The 25,584-nt window shown below is 40.7% G+C and carries 24 protein-coding genes; 5 read left to right on the top strand and 19 right to left on the bottom strand.

What is annotated here, in order from left to right; genetic code table 11:
- The first annotated feature begins 54 nt into the window (after positions 1–54).
- The 3 genes from OCU38_RS02805 (at position 55) to OCU38_RS02795 (ending at position 2,738) form a co-directional block, all read left to right on the top strand.
- Positions 55–699 carry a MarC family protein gene (locus tag OCU38_RS02805; protein ID WP_021714711.1) on the top strand — a complete coding sequence of 215 codons (645 nt, stop codon included), beginning with the start codon at positions 55–57 and terminating at the stop codon, positions 697–699.
- A gap of 220 nt (positions 700–919) precedes the next feature.
- Positions 920–1,951, top strand: coding sequence for a 2,3,4,5-tetrahydropyridine-2,6-dicarboxylate N-succinyltransferase (gene dapD / locus OCU38_RS02800; RefSeq protein ID WP_261824224.1), 1,032 nt, complete (start codon positions 920–922; stop codon positions 1,949–1,951).
- Between the two features lie 211 nt (positions 1,952–2,162).
- Positions 2,163–2,738, top strand: coding sequence for a DUF2796 domain-containing protein (locus OCU38_RS02795; protein ID WP_261823669.1), 576 nt, complete (start codon positions 2,163–2,165; stop codon positions 2,736–2,738).
- A 140-nt stretch (positions 2,739–2,878) separates the two neighbouring features.
- Here OCU38_RS02795 and OCU38_RS02790 read toward each other — a convergent pair whose 3' ends face one another.
- From OCU38_RS02790 to OCU38_RS02715, 16 genes are all read right to left on the bottom strand, one after another.
- Positions 2,879–4,177, bottom strand: coding sequence for a dicarboxylate/amino acid:cation symporter (locus OCU38_RS02790; protein ID WP_021714708.1), 1,299 nt, complete (start codon positions 4,175–4,177; stop codon positions 2,879–2,881).
- 1,041 nt (positions 4,178–5,218) lie between these two features.
- On the bottom strand, positions 5,219–6,259 hold the full coding sequence (locus tag OCU38_RS02785) for a tetratricopeptide repeat protein (protein WP_021714707.1): 1,041 nt from the start codon (positions 6,257–6,259) through the stop codon (positions 5,219–5,221).
- A gap of 15 nt (positions 6,260–6,274) precedes the next feature.
- Positions 6,275–7,219: a type II secretion system F family protein gene (locus OCU38_RS02780; RefSeq protein WP_261823668.1), complete on the bottom strand. Its 945-nt coding sequence runs from the start codon at positions 7,217–7,219 to the stop codon at positions 6,275–6,277.
- Positions 7,220–7,224: 5 nt separating this feature from the next.
- A complete protein-coding gene (locus OCU38_RS02775) occupies positions 7,225–8,190 on the bottom strand; it encodes a type II secretion system F family protein (RefSeq protein ID WP_261823667.1) in 966 nt (321 codons plus the stop codon).
- Between the two features lie 11 nt (positions 8,191–8,201).
- Entirely contained in the window at positions 8,202–9,656 is a 1,455-nt protein-coding gene (locus OCU38_RS02770; RefSeq protein WP_261823666.1) for a CpaF family protein, read from the bottom strand.
- 17 nt (positions 9,657–9,673) lie between these two features.
- Positions 9,674–10,888 (bottom strand): AAA family ATPase, encoded by a 1,215-nt coding sequence (locus tag OCU38_RS02765; protein ID WP_261823665.1) that lies wholly within the window; start codon positions 10,886–10,888, stop codon positions 9,674–9,676.
- 30 nt (positions 10,889–10,918) lie between these two features.
- Positions 10,919–11,464, bottom strand: a complete 546-nt coding sequence (locus tag OCU38_RS02760) for a TadE family protein (RefSeq protein WP_261823664.1) — start codon at positions 11,462–11,464, stop codon at positions 10,919–10,921.
- Positions 11,461–11,916: a pilus assembly protein gene (locus tag OCU38_RS02755; RefSeq protein WP_261823663.1), complete on the bottom strand. Its 456-nt coding sequence runs from the start codon at positions 11,914–11,916 to the stop codon at positions 11,461–11,463. The genes OCU38_RS02760 and OCU38_RS02755 overlap by 4 nt, the downstream gene beginning before the upstream one ends.
- Before the next feature lie 2 nt (positions 11,917–11,918).
- Positions 11,919–13,205: a Tad domain-containing protein gene (locus OCU38_RS02750; protein WP_261823662.1), complete on the bottom strand. Its 1,287-nt coding sequence runs from the start codon at positions 13,203–13,205 to the stop codon at positions 11,919–11,921.
- A gap of 23 nt (positions 13,206–13,228) precedes the next feature.
- Entirely contained in the window at positions 13,229–13,468 is a 240-nt protein-coding gene (locus OCU38_RS02745) for a hypothetical protein (RefSeq protein ID WP_261823661.1), read from the bottom strand.
- 16 nt (positions 13,469–13,484) lie between these two features.
- Positions 13,485–14,948 carry a type II and III secretion system protein family protein gene (locus OCU38_RS02740; protein WP_021714698.1) on the bottom strand — a complete coding sequence of 488 codons (1,464 nt, stop codon included), beginning with the start codon at positions 14,946–14,948 and terminating at the stop codon, positions 13,485–13,487.
- An 8-nt stretch (positions 14,949–14,956) separates the two neighbouring features.
- Complete coding sequence (cpaB, locus tag OCU38_RS02735) at positions 14,957–15,688, bottom strand: Flp pilus assembly protein CpaB (RefSeq protein WP_021714697.1); 732 nt, start codon at positions 15,686–15,688, stop codon at positions 14,957–14,959.
- Positions 15,685–17,034 carry an AAA family ATPase gene (locus OCU38_RS02730; RefSeq protein ID WP_261823660.1) on the bottom strand — a complete coding sequence of 450 codons (1,350 nt, stop codon included), beginning with the start codon at positions 17,032–17,034 and terminating at the stop codon, positions 15,685–15,687. The genes cpaB and OCU38_RS02730 overlap by 4 nt, the downstream gene beginning before the upstream one ends.
- A 12-nt stretch (positions 17,035–17,046) precedes the next feature.
- Complete coding sequence (locus OCU38_RS02725; protein ID WP_261823659.1) at positions 17,047–17,556, bottom strand: prepilin peptidase; 510 nt, start codon at positions 17,554–17,556, stop codon at positions 17,047–17,049.
- Positions 17,557–17,635: 79 nt separating this feature from the next.
- Positions 17,636–17,800, bottom strand: a complete 165-nt coding sequence (locus OCU38_RS02720; protein ID WP_261823658.1) for a Flp family type IVb pilin — start codon at positions 17,798–17,800, stop codon at positions 17,636–17,638.
- Positions 17,801–17,936: 136 nt separating this feature from the next.
- Positions 17,937–18,113, bottom strand: a complete 177-nt coding sequence (locus tag OCU38_RS02715; protein WP_261823657.1) for a Flp family type IVb pilin — start codon at positions 18,111–18,113, stop codon at positions 17,937–17,939.
- Between the two features lie 161 nt (positions 18,114–18,274).
- Here OCU38_RS02715 and OCU38_RS02710 point away from each other — a divergent pair, with 161 nt between their 5' ends.
- Together OCU38_RS02710 and OCU38_RS02705 are read left to right on the top strand one after the other, a co-directional pair.
- On the top strand, positions 18,275–18,964 hold the full coding sequence (locus OCU38_RS02710) for a helix-turn-helix domain-containing protein (protein ID WP_261823656.1): 690 nt from the start codon (positions 18,275–18,277) through the stop codon (positions 18,962–18,964).
- Positions 18,965–19,135: 171 nt separating this feature from the next.
- Complete coding sequence (locus tag OCU38_RS02705; protein WP_261823655.1) at positions 19,136–20,842, top strand: AMP-binding protein; 1,707 nt, start codon at positions 19,136–19,138, stop codon at positions 20,840–20,842.
- Positions 20,843–20,970: 128 nt separating this feature from the next.
- Here the strand turns inward: OCU38_RS02705 and fusA are convergent, their stop codons facing one another.
- The 3 genes from fusA to serB all read right to left on the bottom strand — a co-directional run bounded on the left by fusA (position 20,971) and on the right by serB (position 25,539).
- Positions 20,971–23,055 carry an elongation factor G gene (fusA, locus tag OCU38_RS02700; RefSeq protein WP_152822559.1) on the bottom strand — a complete coding sequence of 695 codons (2,085 nt, stop codon included), beginning with the start codon at positions 23,053–23,055 and terminating at the stop codon, positions 20,971–20,973.
- Between the two features lie 189 nt (positions 23,056–23,244).
- Positions 23,245–24,624 (bottom strand): DNA repair protein RadA, encoded by a 1,380-nt coding sequence (gene radA, locus OCU38_RS02695; RefSeq protein WP_021714689.1) that lies wholly within the window; start codon positions 24,622–24,624, stop codon positions 23,245–23,247.
- A gap of 3 nt (positions 24,625–24,627) precedes the next feature.
- Positions 24,628–25,539 carry a phosphoserine phosphatase SerB gene (gene serB / locus OCU38_RS02690; RefSeq protein ID WP_021714688.1) on the bottom strand — a complete coding sequence of 304 codons (912 nt, stop codon included), beginning with the start codon at positions 25,537–25,539 and terminating at the stop codon, positions 24,628–24,630.
- Positions 25,540–25,584: the final 45 nt, after the last annotated feature.

The raw sequence follows: 25,584 nt of genomic DNA, 5'->3' as shown, positions 1-25,584 counted from the left end.
TATCTCTACTTCCAAACTGCAAGATAGATTGCTAATTACCTTACAAAGGACTATATGAAAGACCTTATCGTACATGCCCTAGCTGTGTTCATGGGCTTTTTTGCTATCATGAACCCAATCGCTAATACACCTATCTTCATCGGTTTGACTCGTGGCAACGATCATCAAACAGTAAAGTCTATAGCACTGCGCTCTTGCATTATTGCTTTTATTATCGTCACCATATTCGCTATTTCAGGAAAGCTAATCTTTGACCTGTTTGGTATCACTTTATACGCCCTCAGAATTACCGGCGGTATTTTGGTATTTATGATTGGTCTGAACATGTTGCGCGGTAATAACGAACACCATAAGCCAGAAAAATCGGCCAGTCACACCATAGCGCAAAAAGAAGCGGCGCTGAGTATTGGCGTATCCCCTCTTGCTATGCCTATCCTTGCAGGCCCCGGAACCATTGCAACCGCAATGAACTTTGCAGCGGTTGGTGGCAACTTTGAAGTTATTATTACCATTATCTCCTTTGGACTGCTTTGTGGACTGACCTACGCACTGTTTGTCTCTGGAGAGCAGTTTGTTCGAGCTATTGGACCGAGCGCGCTAAACGTAATTACTCGTATGATGGGTTTAATACTGGCGGTTATTGGCATGCAGATGTTGATTGAAGGTATCCATCAAGCTTACATTGCGTTGTTTGTCTAATTACACTGCTTACTTGACCCAATATCGCCTTGCTTGCTCAATACCCGAGCGTTGGCAGGGCGCTTTATTATCAGTTTTCGTCATTTAGCTCTTTTCACGCCTGCTTGTGCTTATTATAGTGTAAGGCTATCAACAAAACTTGAGAGGTACGTCTACTCACCTTAACGCATAAAAATAGGTGGTAGTTCGTGCTAAAAACACAATATATGGAGATTAATTGATGTCTTTCTTCGCACTGGCACTCGGTAGCGCAACTAAAAACCGAGATAACAAAATTATTGAAGCTTTCTTCCCAACCCCACTACTGTCACCAGCAACTGAACTTGTTGCTGCAGTTAAACAAGTGGTGGGTTACACCGAGGGTAATCAAAGCATCGAGATTACTCCAGAGCAATGCACTGAGCTTGCTGGCGTATTTGAAAGCAATGGCCAAGCAGCAAGTGCTGACTTTGCAGCAAAAGCGGCGCAATCTAGCCAACCTCTTATTGTTGTTATCTTAGCCAGTGATGAAAAACCTCAAACTGTTGCTGAAGGTTTCTTGAAGCTACAACTGATCTCTCACCGTCTGGCTCAGCCTCACGGTATTGTACTTGACGGTATTTTTGGTCTGCTACACAACATTGCATGGACAAACGAAGGCCCAATCGATCTTCCTGAACTTGCTGATCGTCAAATCGAAGCTCGTCTTGCTGGTCGCGCACTGAGCGTAGATTGCGTGGATAAGTTCCCTAAAATGGTCGACTACATTGTTCCAACAGGTGTTCGCATTGCAGATACTTCTCGTGTTCGCCTTGGCGCACATGTGGGTAACGGCACAACTGTTATGCATGAAGGCTTCATTAACTTCAACGCTGGTACTACAGGCGTGAGCATGGTTGAAGGTCGTATCTCTGCTGGCGTTATGGTTGGCAACGGTTCTGATATCGGTGGTGGCGCTTCTATCATGGGTACACTATCTGGTGGCGGTAAAGTTGTTATCTCTATCGGTGAAAATAGCCTACTTGGTGCTAATGCCGGTCTTGGCTTCCCACTAGGAGATCGTTGTACAATTGAGTCTGGTTTGTATGTAACAGCAGGTACTAAAGTGCGCATGCTAGACAACAGCGGCAAAGAAGTTGAAGTTGTTAAGGCGCGTGATCTTGCAGGCAAATCTGACCTACTATTCCGCCGTAATTCTCAAACCGGTATTATTGAGTGTCTTACCAATAAATCTGCAGTTGAGCTAAACAGCGAATTGCACAGCAATAACTAATCACTGCGATTAGAATAAGACTAACAGCATAGACCTGCACCTAAATGTGCGGGTCTTTTTATATCTATTTGAAAGAAAAGAGCCTGCATATTTCAAAGGCGAAACTAGGCTAAACTAGGTAATAACCATTCATTCAATATAACTTTGTCAAGGTCACTATCTTGCGCCTAGCGAGTATGCTTTAGGCACTTTATTATTTGTAACCCTTATCATGAAAACAAAACCTCATACTATACGTATTCTCCCTGCGCTCCTTTGTACTTTTATCGCAGTACCAAGCCTTGCCTCTACCTTTAGGCAGCATGGAGCTCATGTACATGGCTTTGTCACCTATGATATTGCTCAAGATGGTGCAGGGCTATTAATTGAAATTTATGCGACAGGAATGGATGTGGTGGGTTTTGAGCATACTGCCAATACAGAGCAAGAAAAGAGTGCAATGAGCAGAGCGAATCAACTATTAAATGATTCTCACTCGATAGTAAACATCAATGCAGAAGCGCAGTGCTCAATAACAGATAGTGCAGTAAGCCTAGTTAAATCATCATTTGAACAGCCCGCAGCGCAAGATATACATAATCCTTTTGTTGAGCATAGCGCACATGCTAGCTTTGATATCAAATACCAATTTAACTGCCAAAATCCGCAGCAGCTAAATGACATCAACACCTCTTGGTTTCAGCACTTCCCTGCCACGAACACCATAGCAGTGAACTACTTTACGGATAAAACTCAAAACGCAACCGAGCTAAACAAACAACAGACTCATATCCATTTAGATAATTAGACATTTAGATAATTAGACATTTAGTCTGCTCAAAAAAAAGCCGCTCACCTTAGATGAGCGGCATTGATACCGAAGTTTAATTTCCCCTAACCAAACTGAATCTGGGCTAGCTAGGGGATAACAATCTGTTAGGTCAGCAATTATTTAGCCAGTTTGACCTCTTCGACCTTCTTTCCTGCATCCGGATCATTGAAAGTATCAATATCCAAAGCACCTTCTGATTTACCTACAATCACAGTTACCGCACTATCACCGGTAATGTTAACCGCAGTACGAATCATATCTAATAGACGATCCACACCCATGATAAGCGCAATACCTTCTAAAGGTAGGCCGACTTGGTTCAATACCATTGCTAGCATGATAAGACCAACACCTGGAACACCTGCTGTACCGATAGATGCGAGTGTTGCAGTTAGGATAACCGTTAGGTAATCACCCATGCCTAGATGGATATTAAACGCCTGCGCAATAAACGCTGTCGCGACACCCTGCATGATGGCAGTACCATCCATGTTGATGGTTGCACCCAGTGGAATAGTGAAAGACGCAACACGGTTTTTAACACCTAAACGATGCGTTGCAGTTTCCATTGTTACAGGAATAGTGGCATTTGAAGACGCCGTAGAAAAAGCAAACATCACAGCATCTTCCATCTTCTTCAAGAAATGAATTGGATTTAGACCTGTAGTAGCTTTCAAGATCAATGGGTAAACAATGAGGCCTTGAATCAACAATGCGGCAGAGAGCACCAAGAAGTACTCGCCTAAATTCATGATCGCACTTAGACCAATGGTGCTAAATAGCTTCGCCATTAAGAAGAAAACACCATAAGGCGCAACATTCATTAATAAAGCCACTAGCTTCATGATTACTTCGTTTAGATCTTGGAAAGCAGCAGCAACACGCTCACCTGTTTCGCCACATGCACTGATTGCTATCCCAAATAATACAGCAAAGACAATGATTTGCAGCGTATTACCCTGTGCCATAGAGTTAATTGGGTTAGTAGGAAACATGCCTACAATAACTTGTCCAAGTGACGGTGCTTCACTGGTAGAGAAGGTCGTAGCGGCTGCTAAATCGGCCCCTGCTCCAGGTTGAAATACTGTCCCCATAAAGATCGCCATAGAGATGGCAATCATGGTCGTTACTAGGTAAAAACCAATTGTTTTACCACCTAAACGACCTAAAGTTGCAATATCCTTTAAAGAACTTGTACCACATACCAGTGACACAAATACCAAAGGTACAACTAACATTTTTAAACTAGCGATGAAAATGGAACCACCTACATCAAAAAAACCATTGACGAGGTATTCGTTAATAAATTGGTTATCGCTAAACGCTAATCGAATGATAAAGCCTGTCAATACACCTAATCCCATACCGAGCAGGACTCGGGTGGTCAGTGACTTCTTCTTTTTATTAGTATTCATCTTTGAACACTCCTATTAATCTTATAGTTTTCGCTTTGAACGGCTACAAAGTCGCGAAGCAGGTTAGCAGGCGAATAGGTGATATTTATTATCATCTAGATTGAAAACAATGAAAATGTGATCATGATCACACTAAGAGGTTCTACCATCGAATCCTAGATACCTAAAGTTCACAAAATAAATACATACCTGATAGAAAAACCATCATATACCGCTCACTCTTATCTCTGGCTATACAATAGATATCTTATCACTCATCTACGGCTCAGAGCTTAAACACTCTTAGTAATGAATAATAATCCACAGTTAATGATTAATCGCCTAGACGTTCATTCATATTAAACAGAATAGATGATGGTTACAGGTAATGCGTCGTATAAACAGGTTTATTTTTAATCGCTAACATTACCCACAAAGTATCAAAAACTGTCAGCAAAACTTGTGAAAATCATCAACTGTCATCTTGTATTTTTAGCGAGCAAATAACCGAAAAGAGAGGCATTGTTATAAAACGTTTTTATGCGCATCCTTGCATACTAACATTCATATGAAGTATTCTCAACCTTCATATCAAACGGTAAGCACCTACATATTAGAGTTGCTTGTTTACCCAGTAAAATGAGTAACGGCATAACACTTGTCTTTGCTGTTATCCCGAAAGTCAGTGTAGATAGGCAATTGAGTAACAATATTGACCAACGCGATAACTCACACTCATGAAGCTCTCAACTTCTAAAGGCAGGGCTTATAAATTCTGGTTAACGTCTAGACAATAACCGTTTTATAAAAAGCACTCTTCACTAATACATGACAAACGTCATCACACTAATATCGTCTTTAGTAGACTTTATCATATAGGATAAAACCGCCCCAAAAACGTGACAGAGATCACATGAAGAGTTGCACGTTAAATTATTAAACAATTAATGAGAATAAAAATTCAGTGTATAGGTGAGAAATAACGACATATTTTTTGCATAGGGTCAGATAAGCAGAAGGAAAAGATATCCTTCTGCTGTAATAAATAATGGATAAGGTTAGTTAAGCGCCTGTTTGTTCTTTATCAACCTCTTCAACTTCATTGAGTCTTACCTCAGATAAGGCTCTTTCCAAGTTTTCATTGGCAATCTTATAGTAAGAAGGGTTTTTATCTATCGCTTGCTGTAAGTAAGGGATCGCCTCATCAGGCTTCCCTTTTAGCATTAAAAAGTATCCAACATTATTTAACGCTTCTGGGGTGCTCATATGACGCTTAAAGATGTTTAATGCTTGGCGGTTATCCCCTAAAGAAATATAAATTAAAGCCAGATTATTCAATGCTTTCTCATTATTAGGCTCGGTCTTTAATGCTCTATTGGTAATTCTCTGTGCCAAATAATAGCTGCCACTCATATAATGAGAATAACCTAAGTTAATCATAGCTTGTGTCGATCTTGGGTTTATCTCTAAAGCGCGTTCATAATACCTTTTGGCGATATCATGCTTACTATCCACATCAGCCAAGATCCCTAACCCCATATAGCTTCTAAATGGGCTCTTGGAATCGTAAGGTAAGCTCTGCAAAATTTCATCCGTCACCTCTGAATAACTGGTCAGTACATCAGGGTTATTCAACCTCACTTGGTCAGCATTAACTGCTCTAAAGAAGTAAGAGCGCCCCTCTTCCGTTAAACCTTGTTTAGTGTACAGCAAGCCTAATTCTTCTAATGATTTCACGTCGAACTCATCGTAATCAAGAGCCTGTATATAAGCTTTTTCGGCTAACGGATAGTTGCCTTTTGCCGAATGAATTCGGCCTACAGTATATAAAGTTTTATTCTGGTGGGTTGCGTCTGTAAATGACAATGAACGTAGATACTCATATAAGGCTAAATCGTAGTTTTTGGTGCTTAATGCAGCATCACCTCGAGTAATGGCTTCTATTTCTGTTTTTGGTGGTGCTTCGTTAGTCAGAGACTCAACCGGTTTACCTGAGTATAAAGAACCATCAAATTCTTTAGGTTCATTCTCTGATGACGCACATCCAACTAACGCGATACAAACTAATGTGGCTAGCGCTTTTTCCTTAATATTTGTCTTCATTATAATCTTCCTTAATTATTTAAGCGCATCAAATAGCGTCATCAAACCCGGCCCTAAAGCAACAATGAAAAAACACGGCCAAATGAATAACACCATAGGGAAAAGCATTTTAGTGGGGATTTTAGCAGCCACCTCTTCTGCGGCTTGTTTTCTTTTATCACGATAATCTTCCGTATAATCGCGTAAAGTTTGAGCGATACTGCCACCCACTTTAGCGGCATGAGATAGCATGCTCACTAAACCGGTAAGTTCTTCTACGCCCGTTCTATCTACTAATTCTTTAAAAGCGGTTGGCATTTCTACGCCGGCTTGGATTTTGGCACACACAGTATCTAACTCTTCTGCAAGTTCAGGGTGGCTAATCATAAGCTCGGTACTGATACGCTTTAGGGCGGCGTTAAAACCTAATCCAGATTCAGTACATACCACTAGCAGATCGAGAGCATCAGGTACTGCGGCTTTGACTTTGTCTTTTCGTTCAGAGACCAGTTTAGCTAACAACATATTCGGGCCAAATAAACCACACCAAAGAGCTACAATAATAATTAAAGGCATATAGCTAGATTCATGCATTAGAAAGTACGCGGCGCCAGCCAAAAATAATCCCACCAGCACTGTAACCAACTTGATCGCGTAAAATAACGACAGTGCATTTGAGTCATGATAACCCGCTTGAATCAGTTGGCTTTGGATACTCTCACGCTCTTTCTTACTGTTTGGCACCATCATAGGAGCCATGTTACCTAACGCACTGCCTAACCTATCAGGTTTAGGGCTAGAAGTAGTATCTGCGCCCATCGCTTTTAATTTACGTTTTATCGGAGAGTTGATACCAAGAATCAACATACCTACCGCTAATACCCCTAAAATTGTACCAACTAGCACCATTAACAAAAACAAATTGTCTCTGGTGAAAAGCCCTGAAATTCCCATTTGTGACGCTAACTCATTAAAGTTCATGATCATCACACCTTGATATTGATTATTCGTCTAATCCATAACGACCCTATTGCCAAGCTGACAATGCCAAAACTGACGGCGGTTATTCCTCTAGGGTCTGATATCAACAAATCAGCATGCTCTGGATTAATAAACATGGTTACTACATATAAGCCAAATGGAGATAACACTAAAATCCAAGAAGAAAGTCGTGCTTCTGCTGATAAAGTTCTGATTTTTCTGGACAACTTGAAACGGGCGCGCAGTACTTTAGATACTTTATCCAAGTTTTCTGTCAAGTTACCGCCTGTTTCTGCTTGTAAAATAACCGCACTGGAAAATGCCAACATAGATATGGTCGGCGTCCTATCAACCATTTGCAGTATGGCCAATCTCATGTCATAACCAAAATTAAGCAGGTTAAAGGTTTTCTTAAACTCAATACCAATAGGCTCAGGCATCTCCTCACCGACTTCTTTAAAGGCTTGATTGATCGGTTGCCCTGCTTGCAAAACACGCTTAATCATATCCAGACCTTCAGGCAGCTGCTCTTCAAATTTTTGTAAGCGGCTGCTGATTTTCTTTTGAATAACCATGTGCACTATGACGTATACAGCAATAAATACAGCAAGGCTGATATACCACAACTGTCCAAGATAAATAGAGATTCCGGCAGCTACGAAACTGGCGAAGACGGTCCAACCGATCAATTTACCCAAGGTGATATGAGTGCCCGATAATTCCAACATTTTCTTGAGCTTAGCGAAGAGAGGAATCTTGATCATTTTTCGCTCAAATGGCGTCATCTCTTTTAAATAGTACTCATGAAGCAAAGAAAGACTTTCTTCATCCAGTTTCTTTTGCGCGTGCTTCAAGCGCTTAGTTAACTCACCATGTCTTGCCTTTTGCCCAGCAACAGGAAGAAGCAATGCTTGCGAAATAAATAACACCGCAAAGAAAAGTAAGACGAGAAATAAACCTAGATCACCCATGTGTTATCCTCCTACCCGCGCTCAGTGGCTTTAAAAATCTCAAATGGGATATCCAGGCCGCGTTTCACAAGTGCATCATGACATCCAGGAACAATGCCCGTTGCGATGTAATCCCCCAGAATATTGCCCTCTTCATCAATACCCTGACGCTGGAATTTAAAGATTTCAGACATGGTAATCACATCACCTTCCATGCCGTTTATTTCACAAATACTCACCATGCGACGCTTACCATCTTCTTGGCGCTCCATTTGTACCACCATATGAATCGCCGAGGCTATTTGCGATCTAAGGTTCTTCGCGGACATATTCCACCCCGCCATCGCGAACATATTTTCAACACGACTTAACGCATCTCTTGGGGTATTGGCGTGAATAGTTGCTAGTGAACCATCATGACCCGTATTCATAGCAGCCAACATGTCTACCGCTTCCGCGCCACGTACCTCACCAATAACAATTCGGTCCGGACGCATACGCAGTGAGTTTTTAACGAGATCTCGCTGCGTTATCTCACCTTTACCCTCTAAGTTAGCAGGACGAGTTTCAAGGCGAATAACATGTGGCTGTTGCAGTTGTAATTCTGCGGAGTCTTCTATGGTGACAATACGTTTGTCACTGGGAATAAATGACGAGAATATATTTAATGTGGTGGTTTTACCTGAACCTGTACCGCCCGAAATCAATATATTGAGCTCTCCTTGTACGGCAGCTTCAATCAGTTTTGCCATTTCAGGGGATAAAGAGTTAAAACCCAACATGTTATCCATATTTAAACGATCAACCGCAAATCGACGAATAGAAACCGAAGCACCATCAATCGCAAGGGGTTGTATTATAGCGTTTACACGTGAACCATCTTTTAAACGAGCATCCACCATAGGTGATGCTTCATCTATACGACGTCCCACCTGACTTACAATTCGGTCAATAATGTTTCTTAAGTGTTTTTCATCTAAGAAGGTGTGTGGCGTTCGCTCTAATTTACCAAATCTCTCAACATAAACATTTTTAGGTCCATTGACTAAGATGTCCGAAACAGATTTATCATGTAGTAGTGGCTCTAGCGGCCCCAAACCAAAGACCTCATCTTCGATCTGCTTAATGACTCTTTTTCTGCCTTCCAAGCTAACAGGGTGCGTTTTATCATCATTCATTAATTGATGAATCGCTTCTTGCAGCTCTTTTTTCGCTCTGTTTTCTTCTAAGTTAGCCAAAACACCAAGATCAAGCGTTTCTAGTAGCTTCTTATGGAAGTAGTGTTTTACATCCAACTCTTGCTTGAGATGCTTATCCATTGTGGCCGGAACATCACTAGGTAAAGGCTGGTTTTTAGGTGTAGGTGCTGGCGTGTTAACCGTTTTCTCTTTGGCTGATTCATCAGAGTTAACCTTGTTCTCCGTCGAGGACAGCGAGCTGACTTTTTTTTCAAAGTCTGGGTTTATATTTTTTCGTTTGAACAACATATATCATCCTAATTTCTTCAGCTAAAGATTTTCCCTAACCAACCTGTCTTCTCTTCTTTGACAGGCGCTATAGACGAAGCTAAACGAGTGATGGCTTCTGAGACCGTTGACTTTTTTTTGCTTAAGCAAAAAGGCTTACCTAGGTTAGAGCTTTCGTTGACAACCTTGTAATCATTAGGAAGAACATGAACCCTTATATCTCCTAATGCATCTTCGATATCTGTAATTTTAAGTGCTTGTTTTTTATCGTATCGATTCACTACAACCTCAACATGCTCTTTAGGTAATCCATATTCGATCTCAAGAACACCTAACATGTCATTGGTATTTTTTATTGATACATAACTCTGTTGAGCAACAAAATAGACCTTTGTTGATTGCGAAATTAACGAACTATAATTGGCTTCAATTCCACGAGATAAATCAGCCACAATATGCGTATAATATTCACGAAGAACAGGAATAACGGTATGCAAACTTCGTGCTTTTAATTCATTTTCAATAGGATGCATTTGTTGAAAATTAAGAAAACTCAAATTACAGCTATGTTTGGAAACCAATGTTTGCAAAGCCGTTTCATCTAAGTCATTTGCAGCATCAATAATGTCATGAATACCGTATTGTGGTTTCAAATCTAAATAATCTTGTATGGCACCAAACTGTATATCTAGATCTAAAAATAGCACTCGATTTTGTTCATTTTTAGCCAGTTCAATAGCCGTATTCATTGATACTGTCGAAGCACCGCTACCCCCTTTGCTATTCACAAAAACATGCAGCTCAGCCAACTCTTTACTGGTAAATTTCTCATCTGCAACCGCAGTAAGAATAGACGCAAGCCCTTCAATAGTGGTCACTTCTGATAAAAAGTCTGAAGCGCCAATTCTTAATGCCACTTTTAAATCAAAACTATTTCCTTCATCTCCAAATACCACTAAAGATGAGTTGCTATTTTGTAGCACTAGGCTATTAGCATATAACTCAGTAAGTTTTTGCGCCCAATCACCACTTGATTGAATAAAAATAAGATCAGGGCTGCTCTGATCTTTAATTTGTTGAGAATTAAAATCATTTAAAGTAATAAAGCTGACAAATGCGTTCGTACACTTATTTAACTCTTTTTCTATATGTTCTTTGAATGCGGCTGTGCTAAACACAACCCATATAGATATTTGACTTTTCAATGCCAGTCTAAATTCATCATTTGCATTCATTTGCACGACTTCACTCATCTTCCTTGACCTTAGTATTATTAATAATACTTACAAACAACTAGTACTGCCTGATGGCACTGATTCCATTTCACCTATAGGTCTATAAATACCTAAACTTTCTGCTGGCACGATTGTTTCAAAATTAGGCGTTACTACACTACCCAACAGACTAGATAATAACGAAAATCCAAAACTGAAATTTTCAATTTTAGTACGCACAAAACGTATTTTTTCAAACTGTTCATCAACTTGTTCAACGGTAGCACTGCCACTATTAAAAATAGCGGTATCAACGAGTTGCCCACTGCCATCTAAATAATCAATACTTAACATTGACGGCTCATAACCAGATGGCGCAACCGCAGTAATGCTTGCCAAACTCGGAATATTACCTTGTTCTGTTACGTAACACACAGATGCCAATCGAGCTGATTTTCGCGTTACTTCATTTAGCATTTGCAGCGAAAAAACAAATCGTGCAAATTCCATGATGGCAAAAAGAGCGATGAGTAATACCGTCGAGACAATCGTAAACTCGATAACGGCTAGCCCTCTATTCTTCTTATAAAAGCATGAGAAAGAGCCGTGTTTCATGGTGATACCCCCATTATAGAAGATGCATTCATATTTAGACTAAATACCCCCCCAATAATTGGTACCGAAGTAAAAACAGGAGTATATGCATAGTTAGCAGAAACAGTGACATAATCTGACGAAGAATCATCTACTGATATATTTGATGCGGACAATCCTGGTAAAATTGAGTCAAGGGTTTGATTATTTGAAGAGCCCGTTTTATTACCAAAAACAACCATGTTTTTTATTTCATTACTATCTGCGATAAGTGACGCTCTATCTGTTCCATAAACATCGATAACCGCATACCTAGCTCCGTTTTGTAGGGCTTTATTTAGCATTGTATAGTGCATAAAAATTCGCCCTACCTCGAATATGGCACATAGCAATAATAATAAAATGGGTAAAATTACCATCATTTCAATAGCCGCTAATCCATGTTCCTTGCTATTCGTTCTAGTAAAAATCATAGCTACACTCCTGAACTGTTAGGATCTTTATATAGTTGGATCTTATAAGCGCCCGATGCACTTGGAGTAGTAGGGAAGGTTGCATTATTAACTAGACAATCAGAATTAAACTCGCCGTATACTATTTGCGGTTCATTTTGACTGTTGTTACTTGGTGCCTTCTTAGAAAGAAAAAAACAGCCAACTGAAACAACATTAAATTCAGCATTAGAACCACTACCATTGCCGCTACCGATATTGTTTGAGCAATCGATAATTGGTACTGATAACAAACGGCGACCAGGAACCCCACCGCTTTCTTCGGTATAATTACCATCTGCAATATCTTGCTGATAATCTACATAGGTAAAATCTGATGTGATATTGCCATCATCATCTGTGTTTATATTCGCTTGTTTAATATAAATATCGGGTGGATAATCACTCTCAGACATATTATGACCTTGATAATCGCCAAACCGAGTATTTAACCCATCTTTTACTAAACCACCTTTAACCCCTGTTGATACACTGACACTACCTTCAGAAAGGCAACCGTCATATCCTCCCGCTAATTGTTCAGCTACATCATTTATTCCAGTGAAATTTAATAGCTGAAAGTTACCTGGAGTATTAAAATCCGAATCTTTCCAACTTGATTCTTTTAATACTTGATAATCACCATCACTATATCCACCAAACTCATCATCTGAACTATCTTTAGCACATACAGCCATAGGTACTAAATTACAAAGCTCAGAGGAACTCGACACCGATGAACTTGGACCGGCCACTGCACTGGCTGAAACCGACTTATTAACATTAAACAAACCAACAAAGAAACCGTCTAAAGCAACCCCTGTCACCTGAACTCGTACATAGACGTCATTAAACTCACCACTTGCATTTTTTCTTTGAAAACTAGATGAAGGAAAAACCGTGGGATCATTAGAAAATTGAATAAGAATGGTCGCACTATCAGACAAAGGTAAAGAAAGGGATGAGCCTCCTGCACCAAAAACTGCATTCTGCGTCACCGCTATTTCTGAATTTCCAGCTGATGATGAGTAATTTTTTACAGAGTCTAATGCAGCGTTAGCGATCTCTTGAGTTGTCTTACCTGAGTCAGCGACTACTGCAGCCGCCAATGCTGCTGCATCAACACTATTTTGTACTCTTGCTTTATTCAACACCACATGGTTCATATCGATAGCAAGGGCTGCAAACCCTAGTAATACGGTGAGCGCTAGGGTAAAAATAATCATGACTAACCCTGATTGATTATTTCTATTAATATTACATCCTTGCATACACACCACCTTACTCTCACATACTAGAGGCTGAACCCTGTGATAGAGATATCCTTACTACTACCTTTATTATAGCCTTCAATTGTTGATTGGGCTCTTTCACCACTACCGTCCGGTACTACCCCTTTGTTCTCTTCGGTTGCTTGTGGATTATAAATTTGTTCGTTTTTCACTAAATTTACCGCTGTTCCTAACTTTGGATTATTTGAACAGGCGGTTAAACCTAAGATAAACAACATCACAAAAACGGGCTTAAAATTCATAACTTGCTCCTTGCTGTTATAAGGAATGTCCAAATTGACCTTCTGAGCCACCGCTTGCCGTAGAGGCTTGAACGCGTTCTGTTGATTGCTCCTGTTGTTTTGGTTTTACTCTTTCATTGTCTAAATAAGCACCCTTACCTAGTAAGTAAAACTCTATATCGGTAGGTTCCACAAACGCATCGGTAGGCAGAGCAATCTTGTCTCTATCCACAGGTTTTGCTAAACGAGGAGTAACTAAAATAACCAGCTCTGTTTCACCTGATACGTACTGCTTACTTTTGAAAAGATTACCCAGTACAGGAATATCCCCAACACCAGGAACTTCGTTGGCTACATCACGACTGTTCTCATTCAGCAAGCCCGCAATACCAATTGTCTGTCCATCGGCTAGCTCTATCGTTGATGACGCACTACGTTTTGTTAAAGGTGGCACGATATAAGCTGCATTAATATCGCCGGGGTTATAAGAAAGAGCACCCGAGGTTGCAACTTCACTGACATCCACTGCTAACTCTAGATTTATTTTCTTATCGCTGAGAACAACAGGAGTGAAATGAACACTGACACCGTACTCTTTATATTCAATACCAATACCATCATCGCTAGGGATAGGGATTGGAAATTCACCACCGGCTAAAAACTTAGCCTCAGAACCGCTTAGGGTTGTTAAGTTAGGTTCTGCTAGCACTTTAGCAACGCCATTTTCTTTGGCGATATCCAAAGCAAAAGTAAACAGCGTATTGCTATCAACTAAGCCACCCAGCAAACCGAAATCATTCACACCAACACTGTCGACGATAGGCAAAATACTGCCACCAGCTTCACCAATACCGCCTCCCGCACTCGTTAAGCCCCAAGTGAAGTCGCCACTTTGTTGGAAAAAACGAAAGTTAGAATCAAAACGACGCACTAATGAACGTTGCACCTCAGCAACCGTAACCTCTAGCATTACCTGCTGTGCTCCGCCAATAGTCATAAGGTTAATCACGCCTGACTCTGCTTGTCCTGCATCACCATCAGAAGCATTAACAGCTTGACCACCAGAGAAGGTTTGAGCAACCTTCACCGCTATATTCATATTTTCTTGGCTACTCACTAAACCACTAAGTATCAATTTATCTTGAGCACTATGAACTTTTATTTCTTCGTCGGGCAAGAAGTCATACAGCTTAGATTTTAAATTGTTAAGGTCATGCGTAACCTCAATATTTAAAGACTCAATCAATCGACCTTGAGCATCCCAGGCAGATAAATTAGTAGAACCTAATTTTTTACCAATCAGAAAAAGCTCATCAGCTTTAAGCATCACGATATCAAGAACCTCGGGATCTCCTAGTGAGACTTTTTTAGCCTTTCCAGAAATCTTCACATGAGTTGACTTGTGATGAGGAATAGTAATGGTGTTCCCCGACTGCGTGGTTGCTTGAACCGAAGGTACTAGCAAGGCAATCAAAGCAAATATTGCAAAAATCCGTTTCATGATAAGCCTCAATTATTTACGCGAACGTTAGATTGGGTTGTGCCTTTGATAATAGTGACGCTTGGAGGAGCAACGTACCGCCTAACTGGTGGATCTATAGCTTGAGGGTTACGAAGCGCTAGCTGTATCGCACCTCTACTGTTTTCCGATAACAGTTTTTCTGCTTCACGAGGAGTCACTTCTAAAGTCACTGCGCGCACAATAATAGGTTTGTTCTCACTGGTTTTAGCTGTCTGATCGACCGCAAGCACCTTAATATTTTTAAGAACCGTTTTAGTGCGATTATTAACGGTATTTAAAATATCGACTTTATTTCCAGGAAGTAGAAAACCTGCAACACCCACAACGTCATTAACACGTATTGTTACTGCGCGTTTATTCTCAGGAATCAATACCGCCAAACTGGCACCTTCGTTAGGGCCACCAAAGTGCGACTTGTGTATCAACTCGCCTTCAAATACTGGTGATTTGGCAACCATTCCCACTAACTCAGAATAATTCTGTACTTGATTCGCATTTTGCCATGCCGATTCAAGTTGCTTCTTAGTGAGATGCTTTTCTTCAATGACAGTGCCTTCAGGAATATCTACCGCAGCGATAACTGTAGGACGTCTTTCTACCGTCTCCACTTTAACCTGAGGCTTGGTTTGACCTTCCATCCACTGCTTAGCGACCATGACGGCCCCAAGGCCAAATACTACTGACAGAATTAATAAAAATATTACCGTTCCTTTACTCATAATACTGATTCTCCCTGTTCGTCAGCAGTGAAATAAAGATCCCATGCCCTTTGTAATATAGTCGAGTCTACCTGAGGTGCAATTTCTTCAAACTGAATAATATCTAGACTGATTCCCAATATATCTTTTGGAAGACAAGGAAAATAACCGACTTTATGTAAGCTATGCAGGTTTAATAAGGTCTCTACGGCACTTGGCAATATTTCTAATTTCTTACTTTTTGACAGATCCGACCATAAATTTAAATAATCGCTTTCAATAAGTGGTTGAAACTGAATTTTATAGCCTAAGCGTCTTAAAAAAGCAGGATCGGCAATCGTTTGTGGGTCTAAATTAGTGGAAAATGCCATTGTTAATACAAATGGGATAGTAATTTGCTGACCATTTGGCAGAGATAAATGATCGTAGCTATATTCCATAGGCACGATCCATCGATTGAGCAATGTAGCCACAGGCATAGGTTGACGCCCCAAATCATCAATAACGAGAATGCCGTTATTTGCAATCATCTGTAAGGGGGCAATCCAAATTCGGTTGTGCTCAGTATGGTTGACTTCCAGCATATCCATTGTCAACTCACCACCAACTTGAACATTGGGTCTTTCACACAATACCCAACGTTTATCGTAGTGACTCTTTAAACTGATCACATCTCTGTTATGACTACTATCAACAGGGGTATGATGCTGCTCAGAAAAGACTTTTATAATATTTCCTGCTGCATAAACAGAATGGGGAACGTATACAGAGGTATTAAGCGAATTGAGTATTCTAGCCGCAACAAAGCTTTTCCCTGTACCGGCATGTCCGTAAAGCAATAAAGCTCTTCCAGAGTTTATAGCAGGCCCTAATACTGGCACTAACCTTTCAGCACCATAGACATCATTTAATGCACGCTCGACATCAGGCCTAGTCACCAATTGCGCACGTAAGTCCTGAGCTTCAACCATGCTGTTGTAAGCCTTTAAAGACACAGGAACAGGACCAATATAAGCATCTTTTTTAAATGCTAAATCTGCTTTATTATGCCCTTGCTCCGATAATGCATATCTAACATGACTTTTCGCCGATTCAGAGAACAGAGATGTTGAAGATGGTTGAAATACTTCTACAAATGCTTTTTTTCTTAAATCTGCCAATATATCTTCGATTAAATGAGTTACGATCCCAAGATATTTAGCCAACTCTAAAATATCGGACTTAGGATAGGCAGCAAGATGCTTGAGTATCAGATTTTCAACAATGACCTGCGGTATTTCTAACTCATCAAATGATGAAATAATAGGAGGAGCACTGACCTGAGGGGTTAGCTTACAAAAATGTTCCTTTTTTTCTGCAATCGTCATTGCCTCCTCCTTTTAATTAAAATAGTAGAACAACGCCAGCCCTATCATTACTGATGGAGCAAATGGCATTGTTAATTTATCTCCATAGCGCCATGGATTTGTATTTCCTACATTACTATTAACTCTTGTGTATAACTTTGGTTCATTAATCAAAATCATAGGATTATTAATACCTAGAAAACTAAAGTTATACAGGACAAATAACCCACCAACTAAACCTGATGCAAGTATTATCCAAAATACGCAAGTACCTAAGCTATCAAATCCTACACAGAAACCAACCACCCCTAGCAACTTAACATCCCCAGGCGACATAGCACGTATGTAAAATAAAGCAAACGCACCACTAAATAGAACAACCCCACCTAATATGAAATTAAGTATTGATATTTGAGTCGTATATAGGGTCAGCACCTGAAAGGTAAATAATAGAATTAATAACACATTAGGTATCTTATTCTCTTTCAAATCAACTATTGCAATAAGAAAAAGTAGTGACCAAAAAAAAATATATATAGGCATAAAGACCATAAAACCGCACTAAGAATATCTTTAATGCGGTTATGTTTAGTAAAATTAAAATAAACCCTAACTTTATAAGTTATGAAATAGCAGTTTCTAGTTTATTCTGTAGTTTTGTACCTAAATTAGTAAAAATAACGCCTATAGCAGCAACCAACAACGCAGCACCAATTACATACTCAACAACAGTTAGTCCTTCTTCGTCTTTCGCGAAACTTTTAATGTTTGAAATAAATTTGTCCATAAATTAACTCTCCAAAAATGTAAGTACCTATAAAATTTAGGTGGCATTACTAAATGTAATGGTATGTTAGGTTTAGTGTTAGGATTATTTTGCCCATGTATTGCACTTTCATTACCTAGAATAAGGCATACTTATCCTATCCAACACTATCTATAGCATCATTAAACTTACTAGTTAAGCCGGTCTGCAACGTTAAGAAAACAGTCGAGATTACTGCCACCAACAATGCTGCAGCAATGACATACTCTACAACGGTTAATGCTTCTTCGTCGAAAAAGAATTCGATTGTAGTAGGAACCCATTGAGTGCTCATCTGCGTACCTCCATAGAATATACACCTTCATTCTAGTCTATGAACACGATAGACGCCTCACAAAGGTTAATTAAATGTTGCAAAATCATACCGTATGACTATACACTTTAGTAGCTAATAATTTATTAGCAAAAGTTAATATAGTAGTTTAAGGATTTAACATGCAGTCAAAAGGATATTGGCTCGGGAAATCTATGCAACAGTTGCCAGCATGTACCGCTGAGCAGGTTAAAATAGATTCAAACTTCTCCGAATTTGGTTCAGACATCTCTATTCTTAGTCGAAAAGAGGTGAAAGTAGCTCATTTTTATTACTCTGAAGAATTCAAATTCTTATTCGAGTTATCACTCAAGATCTGCCAAAACCTAGGTAAGAAGATTATCGCTATTTATGATAAAGAAAAGTCATTAGCCAATTATTACGATACCTCCCATGTGACCTTTGTTTGTAGCAACTCGGAATACCAAAAGGAAGCTTTTTTTCAAAGTCTATCTTATGATGAGAATGATGCTCTCACCTCTCCAACTTTAGACTATAGGATGAAAAAGATTGAAGAATATATCTCAGTAAATATTAACAGAGATATTAGAGAAGAAGAGGTAGCTGAGCTATCTAACTTATCTATTAATTATTTTTCAAGATTTTTCAGAAAACACCGTAAGGTAAGCTTTCAAGATTATATTACGTTAAAAAGAGTGAATATTGCTCAGCAACTTCTGGTTGATTCTCCAGCCGAAAAAGTATCTTCTGTCGCTTACCAAGCAGGTTATTCTGATGTTTCTTATTTTAACCGAGTTTTTAAGAAGCACACTACCATGACTCCCACTCAATATAGAAAGTTAAATATATAACTTATTTTAAAGAGTAAAATATTTACACAATGCTCATATTATTTTTAGCATTGTGTAATAACCCACAGTTATATGCTGTTGTTAATTTAAGAATTAATAGAATTTTTCTATACAAAATAAAAAACCTGCTAAGCTTCTGATAAATGTCACGCAACCAATGGAAGGCAGTTTATGGAGATAGCTTCAGGGAACGGAGCGCAGGAACACGTTTACACTAATCCACCTTGTACACTCCCCCCACCCAACGAGCTGATTTTGAAATGGGCTCAGGAACGACCAGACGAGGTTTACCTCAAACAGATCATTGATCGAGAGTTTGTCAGTTATACCTACTCTGAAGTCGCTGATATGGCGTTAAAATTTGTCGGAGCCTTAAAAGAATTAGGCTTAAAGCCTCGTGATAAAGTTGCCTTCATTTCTAAAAACTGTGTGGAATGGTTTATTACAGACCTTGCGCTCATGCTCGGTGACTTTATTAGTGTGCCTATTTTCCCTACCGCAGGGGCGGACACCATTGAATACTGCTTAACTCACAGCGAAAGTACTGTGCTGATTGCAGGTAAACTTGATGATGCAGCAGCCACTTCAGAGGTCATGCAACGTCTTCCATCCCTTATTACTATCTCTTTTCCTTACGATTCAGCACCAGAGTGTCAGTATAAGTTTGCCCAGCTGATTCATGACGCTCCAAATACGCAGGAACGGCCACAGCACCACGATGATAAGTTAATGTCCATTGTCTATACCTCTGGAACATCAGGCGTACCCAAAGGCGCTATGCTTACTTATGGGGCTTTTAGTTGGTCAGTGAAGAACCTTGTTGATCATATTGGCATACAGCCTGGTGATAGGATGTTTTCTTATTTACCACTGGCGCACATTACTGAACGAGTGTACATTTTTGGATCTTCAATTCAGGCGGGGCTTGAGACTGCCTTTCCGGAGTCTTTGGATACCTTCATTGAAGATGTCAAAATGCATCGCCCAACGTTGTTTATCTCTGTTCCTCGTTTATGGACTCTATTCCAACAGCGAATTCAAGATAAACTGCCACCGAAAAAGCTGAACTTACTATTAAAAATTCCAATTCTTAATTCCATCATTAAAAAGAAAATTATCGATGGTTTAGGATTAGATCAAGGGAGAGTCCTTGGTTGTGGTTCTGCGCCTATTAGCCCTGCAATACTTGAGTGGTATCACAAGGTTGGCATTGATATAACCGAAGCGTGGGGAATGACTGAAACATTCGCCTATAGCACCCTAAACTACCCATTTAACCCATCTAAAATTGGTTCTGTCGGTAAAGTAGGGCCAGGAATCGAGTTAAAAATTGCCGACGATGAAGAAATACTGGTTCGCAGTAAGGGGATGTTTTCAGGGTACTACAAAAATGATGAAGCGACCGCTCGTACCTTTAATGAGCAGGGTTGGCTACACACTGGCGACATAGGTTCGATAGATTCTGAAGGTTATCTCACCATTCAAGGGCGTAAAAAAGATACCTTTAAAACAGCCAAAGGAAAATTCGTTGCGCCTGTTCCTATCGAAAAATCGATTATAGAAGTTGCACGTGTCGAAATGCTTTGTTTAGTAGGATTGGGCATGCCGGGACCTATACTACTAATAGTTCCACATAACTTCCCTAACTTTGACAAAAAACGCTATGAAAAAAGTATTCATAGATCCATCCAAGGTATTAATGAAACTCTTGAAGGACATGAGAAAATCAAAGGTGTGCTACTCATAAAAGAGCCTTGGAGCATAGAGAACCAGATACTGACCCCAACCCTAAAGATCAAACGTCATATTCTAGAAAAGAAATATCATGACACTGGCGCTAATTGGCCAAAAGATCAATTCGTGGTGTGGGAGGAGTAACAAGCTAGTTTGCAGTACCTAGTTTGCAGTACATGGCAAGCAACGCTAAATAACAGGCTACACTACATAACAAAAAGCCCCGATAGTTTGCACTATCGGGGCTTTTTTAGCTATTTAAGAACAAACAATTACTTGTTGTCTTTCTCAGCTTTAGCTTTAGCAATAACTTCTTCAGCAACGTTCATTGGACATGCTGCGTAGTGTGAGAACTCCATAGAGAACTGACCACGACCAGAAGTGATTGTACGTAGGTGACCGATGTAGCCGAACATCTCAGAAAGAGGTACGTCAGCTTTAATACGAACACCAGTTACGCCAGCTTGTTGATCTTTGATCATGCCACGACGACGGTTAAGGTCACCGATAACATCACCAACGTGATCGTCTGGAGTAAATACGTCAACGTGCATGATAGGTTCAAGCAGTTGCGCACCAGCTTTAGGCATTGATTGACGGAATGCGCCTTTCGCTGCGATTTCAAATGCGATTGCAGATGAATCCACTGCGTGGAAGCCACCGTCGAATAGTTCAACTTCAACGTCTAGAGTTGGGAAGCCAGCAAGAACACCGTTTTCCATCATAGATGCAAAACCTTTCTCAACTGCAGGCCAGAATTCCTTAGGAACGTTACCACCAACAACTGTTGATTTGAAGCTGAAGCCAGAACCTGGTTCACCTGGTTTGATACGGTAGTCGATTTTACCAAACTGACCAGAACCACCAGACTGTTTCTTATGCGTGTAGCTATCTTCAATTGCTTGAGTGATAGTTTCACGGTAAGCAACCTGAGGAGCACCAACTGTTAGGTCAACACCGTAAGTACGCTTAAGGATGTCAACTTTAATGTCTAGGTGAAGCTCACCCATACCTTTCAGGATAGTTTCGCCAGTCTCTTCGTCAGTCTCAACTTGGAAAGATGGATCTTCTGCAACCATTTTACCGATTGCGATACCCATTTTCTCAGAACCGCCTTTATCTTTAGGAGATACAGCAATTGAGATTACTGGAGTTGGGAATACCATTGGCTCCAAAGTAACAGGATGCTTAGGATCACATAGAGTGTGACCAGTTTGAACATTCTTCATACCAACGATCGCAATGATGTCACCAGCTTGTGCGCTAGTTAGTTCGTTACGGTCATCAGCTTGCATCTCAACCATACGGCCAACACGCTCTGTTTTACCAGTGAATGAGTTCATGATGGTGTCACCTTTGTTCAATTTACCAGAGTAAATACGAACGAAAGTTAGTGCACCGAAGCGGTCATCCATAATTTTGAATGCAAGCGCTTTAAATGTTTCATCTGCAGAAACGATAGCGTGTTCGCCAGTTTCGTTGCCTTCTTCGTCCATTAGAGGTTGAGGATCAACTTCTGTTGGAGAAGGTAGGTAATCAACTACTGCGTCAAGAACGATTTGTACGCCCTTGTTCTTAAATGCAGAACCACAGAAAGTAGGGAAGAACGCTAGGTCACGAGTACCTTTACGGATACAACGTTTGATGTCTTCGATAGAAGGCTCTTCGCCATCCATGTATGCCATCATTAGTTCATCGTCTTGCTCTACAGCAGTCTCGATTAGTTCTTCACGGTATTGTTCTACGTCATCAACCATGTCCGCTGGAACATCTTTGATTTCGTAGTTTTCAGGAAGACCAGTGTCATCCCAAACGTATGCTTTACGGCTTAGAAGGTCTACAACACCCACGAAGTCATCTTCGCGGCCGATTGGTAGAACCATAACTAGAGGAGTCGCACCTAGAACGTTTTTAACTTGGTCAACAACGTTGTAGAAGTCTGCACCCATACGGTCTAGTTTGTTAACGAAGATCAGACGAGATACTTCTGATTCGTTAGCGTAACGCCAGTTAGTTTCTGATTGTGGCTCAACACCACCAGAACCACAGAATACGCCGACGCCGCCATCAAGAACTTTAAGAGAACGATAAACTTCAACTGTGAAGTCAACGTGTCCAGGAGTATCGATAACGTTTAGGCGGTGGCCTTTCCAAAAACAGCTTACTGCTGCTGATTGAATTGTAATACCGCGCTCAGCTTCCTGTTCCATGAAGTCAGTAGTTGATTCACCATCATGAACTTCACCAGTTTTATGGATCTGGCCGGTAAGCTTTAGGATACGCTCAGTTGTCGTGGTTTTACCCGCATCAACGTGCGCGAAAATACCAATATTTCTGTATTTTGATAAATCAGTCATCGTTTTACTCTATCAATAGGATATAAAATGCGCGCAGAGTATATCACAATCTGCATAGACTGATAGCTCTGTGTGCTTGTTGAGCGAAAATTTCGCCTTTTATTTTCAATCCAAGAACTATAGATGAGAATCAAGCCCGTGAAAAGAGCCTTTAATCACCTGTTGCGAATATATTTTTACAACTAATGATTACATCTCATCAAATGCCTGAATTGCTTCGGATAAATTTTTCACGGCATGTATCTGCATGCCAGCGATACCGCCCTTAGGCATATTTGCACTTGGTACGATAGCTTTTGTGAAACCATGCTTAAAAGCTTCGTTAAGACGCTCTTGACCACTAGGAACAGGGCGAATCTCCCCTGCAAGCCCTACTTCACCAAACACTACAACATCTTTTGGCAGTGGTCGGTCTCTAAAACTAGAGAGCAGTGCCATCAACAATGCAAGGTCAGCACTGGTCTCGGTGACTTTTACGCCGCCGACCACATTGACAAAGACATCTTGATCAGCCATTTGCATGCCGCCGTGCTTGTGCAATACGGCCAATAACATAGATAAACGGTTTTGCTCTAGCCCAACAGCCACGCGTCGAGGATTAGCCAATTGTGAGTAATCCACCAAGGCCTGAATTTCGACAAGCAATGGTCTTGTCCCCTCCCAAATCACCATTACAGAGCTGCCTGAAGTTTGCTCTTCACCGCGAGAGAGGAAAATAGCAGAAGGGTTAGAGACTTCTTTTAGTCCCTGTCCTGTCATGGCAAAAACGCCAAGCTCATTGACTGCGCCAAAGCGGTTTTTATGACTACGTAACGTTCTAAAACGGCTGTCCGCGCCACCATCGAGCAATACTGAACAATCGATAATATGCTCTAGCACTTTTGGTCCCGCTAAAGAACCGTCTTTAGTTACGTGGCCGACAATAAAGATGGCGACATTATTTTGTTTGGCATAACGGGTTAGCGTAGTGGCTGATTCTCTTACTTGCGCCACTGTGCCCGGTGAGGATTGCACATCAGACACATGCATTACCTGAATGGAGTCGATAACCATGATTTTAGGCTGCTCTTTTTCGGCAACCTGACAAATTTTATCGACATTCGTCTCAGATAGCATTTTCAGGTTATCTTTCGGCAAACCTAAACGAGATGCCCTCATTGCCACTTGTTGTAACGACTCTTCGCCCGTGACATAAAGCGTTGGCATATCTGCGGCAAGTCGGCACATGGTTTGTAGCAATACCGTTGATTTACCCGCGCCAGGACTGCCACCAATTAAAATAGCCGCTCCCGGCACAATACCGCCACCAAGCACACGGTCAAACTCTTTAAACGTACTGCTAAATCTTGGGACATCTTGTAAGTCGATATCGGCCAGCACTTGTACTTTTGACTGTTCGGCGTTGCCTGCATATCCCGTCAAACGCTCGTTACGAGCCACTTGCGGAGAAGCGGCTAAACGAACTTCTGTCACTGTGTTCCATGCACCACATGCGCTACATTGCCCTTGCCAACGAGGAAAATCCGCACCGCAATCGTTACATACGTAAGCCGTTTTTACTTTTGCCATTAATTATTCTTTATTTAAAGTGTGTAATACGTGGCTTGCCGATAAGATACATAGCACGCCACCAAGATCGGCATAGTTTACCGCAGCTTGGGCTTGCTCGACTACCTTAGGCTTAGCATGATAGGCAATGCCCAATCCCGCCACCGCCATCATAACTAAATCATTGGCACCATCACCCACGGCAATACAATTACTGCGCTCTAGCTGATACTCCACTCGAAGCTGCTCTAAAATATCCGCCTTAGTTTGCGCTGAGACAACTTCGCCCAACACGGCACCGGTTAATTTACCCGACTCTATTTCAAGTCGATTTGAGCGAGCAAAATCTAAATCTAACAGCTCTTTCAGATGATTAGAAAAATAAGTAAAACCGCCCGATGCCACTGCAACTTTCCAGCCAGCTTGTTTTAAGCCATCGATTAACAGCTTTGCTTCTGCCATCAAAGGCAGTTCACTACGCACTTCCATCAAAATAGATTCATCAGCATCAGCGAGCTTTGACACTCTTTGTCTTAGGCTTTGTTCAAAGTCGAGTTCACCTTGCATCGCGCGCTCAGTCACCTCGGAAACTTCTTCACCCACACCCGCCAGTTTTGCTATTTCATCAATACATTCAATCTCAATTAAGGTTGAATCCATATCAAAAAGAGCCAAACCCGGTTCCGCCATATTTGGCAAATCTTTAAGGTGCGCAAAATCGATATTAGCATTCGCCAATGCTGTAATGTGCTTTTCTATACTTACACTACTGGTGAGCAATACCTGATAACGCCCCACAGTCCAGCTAGCAAATAACTCTTCATTATTAAATACTTGGCTTAATTGCTCATTGCTTTGCTCAGCAAAAACAACCGCTAACTGCTGCTGAGATGCATTGCCTAAAGCACTGATGCGTTGTAATTCTTTAACTTCCATGAAAATTCAAATCCGTTTCGAAGAAAACATTCCCCTAAACTTACC

This window comes from Vibrio neonatus (assembly GCF_024346975.1).
GTDB lineage: Bacteria > Pseudomonadota > Gammaproteobacteria > Enterobacterales > Vibrionaceae > Vibrio > Vibrio neonatus.
The sequence above is the reverse complement of the archived record's forward strand: the minus strand, read 5'-3'. Positions and strand labels throughout refer to the sequence as shown.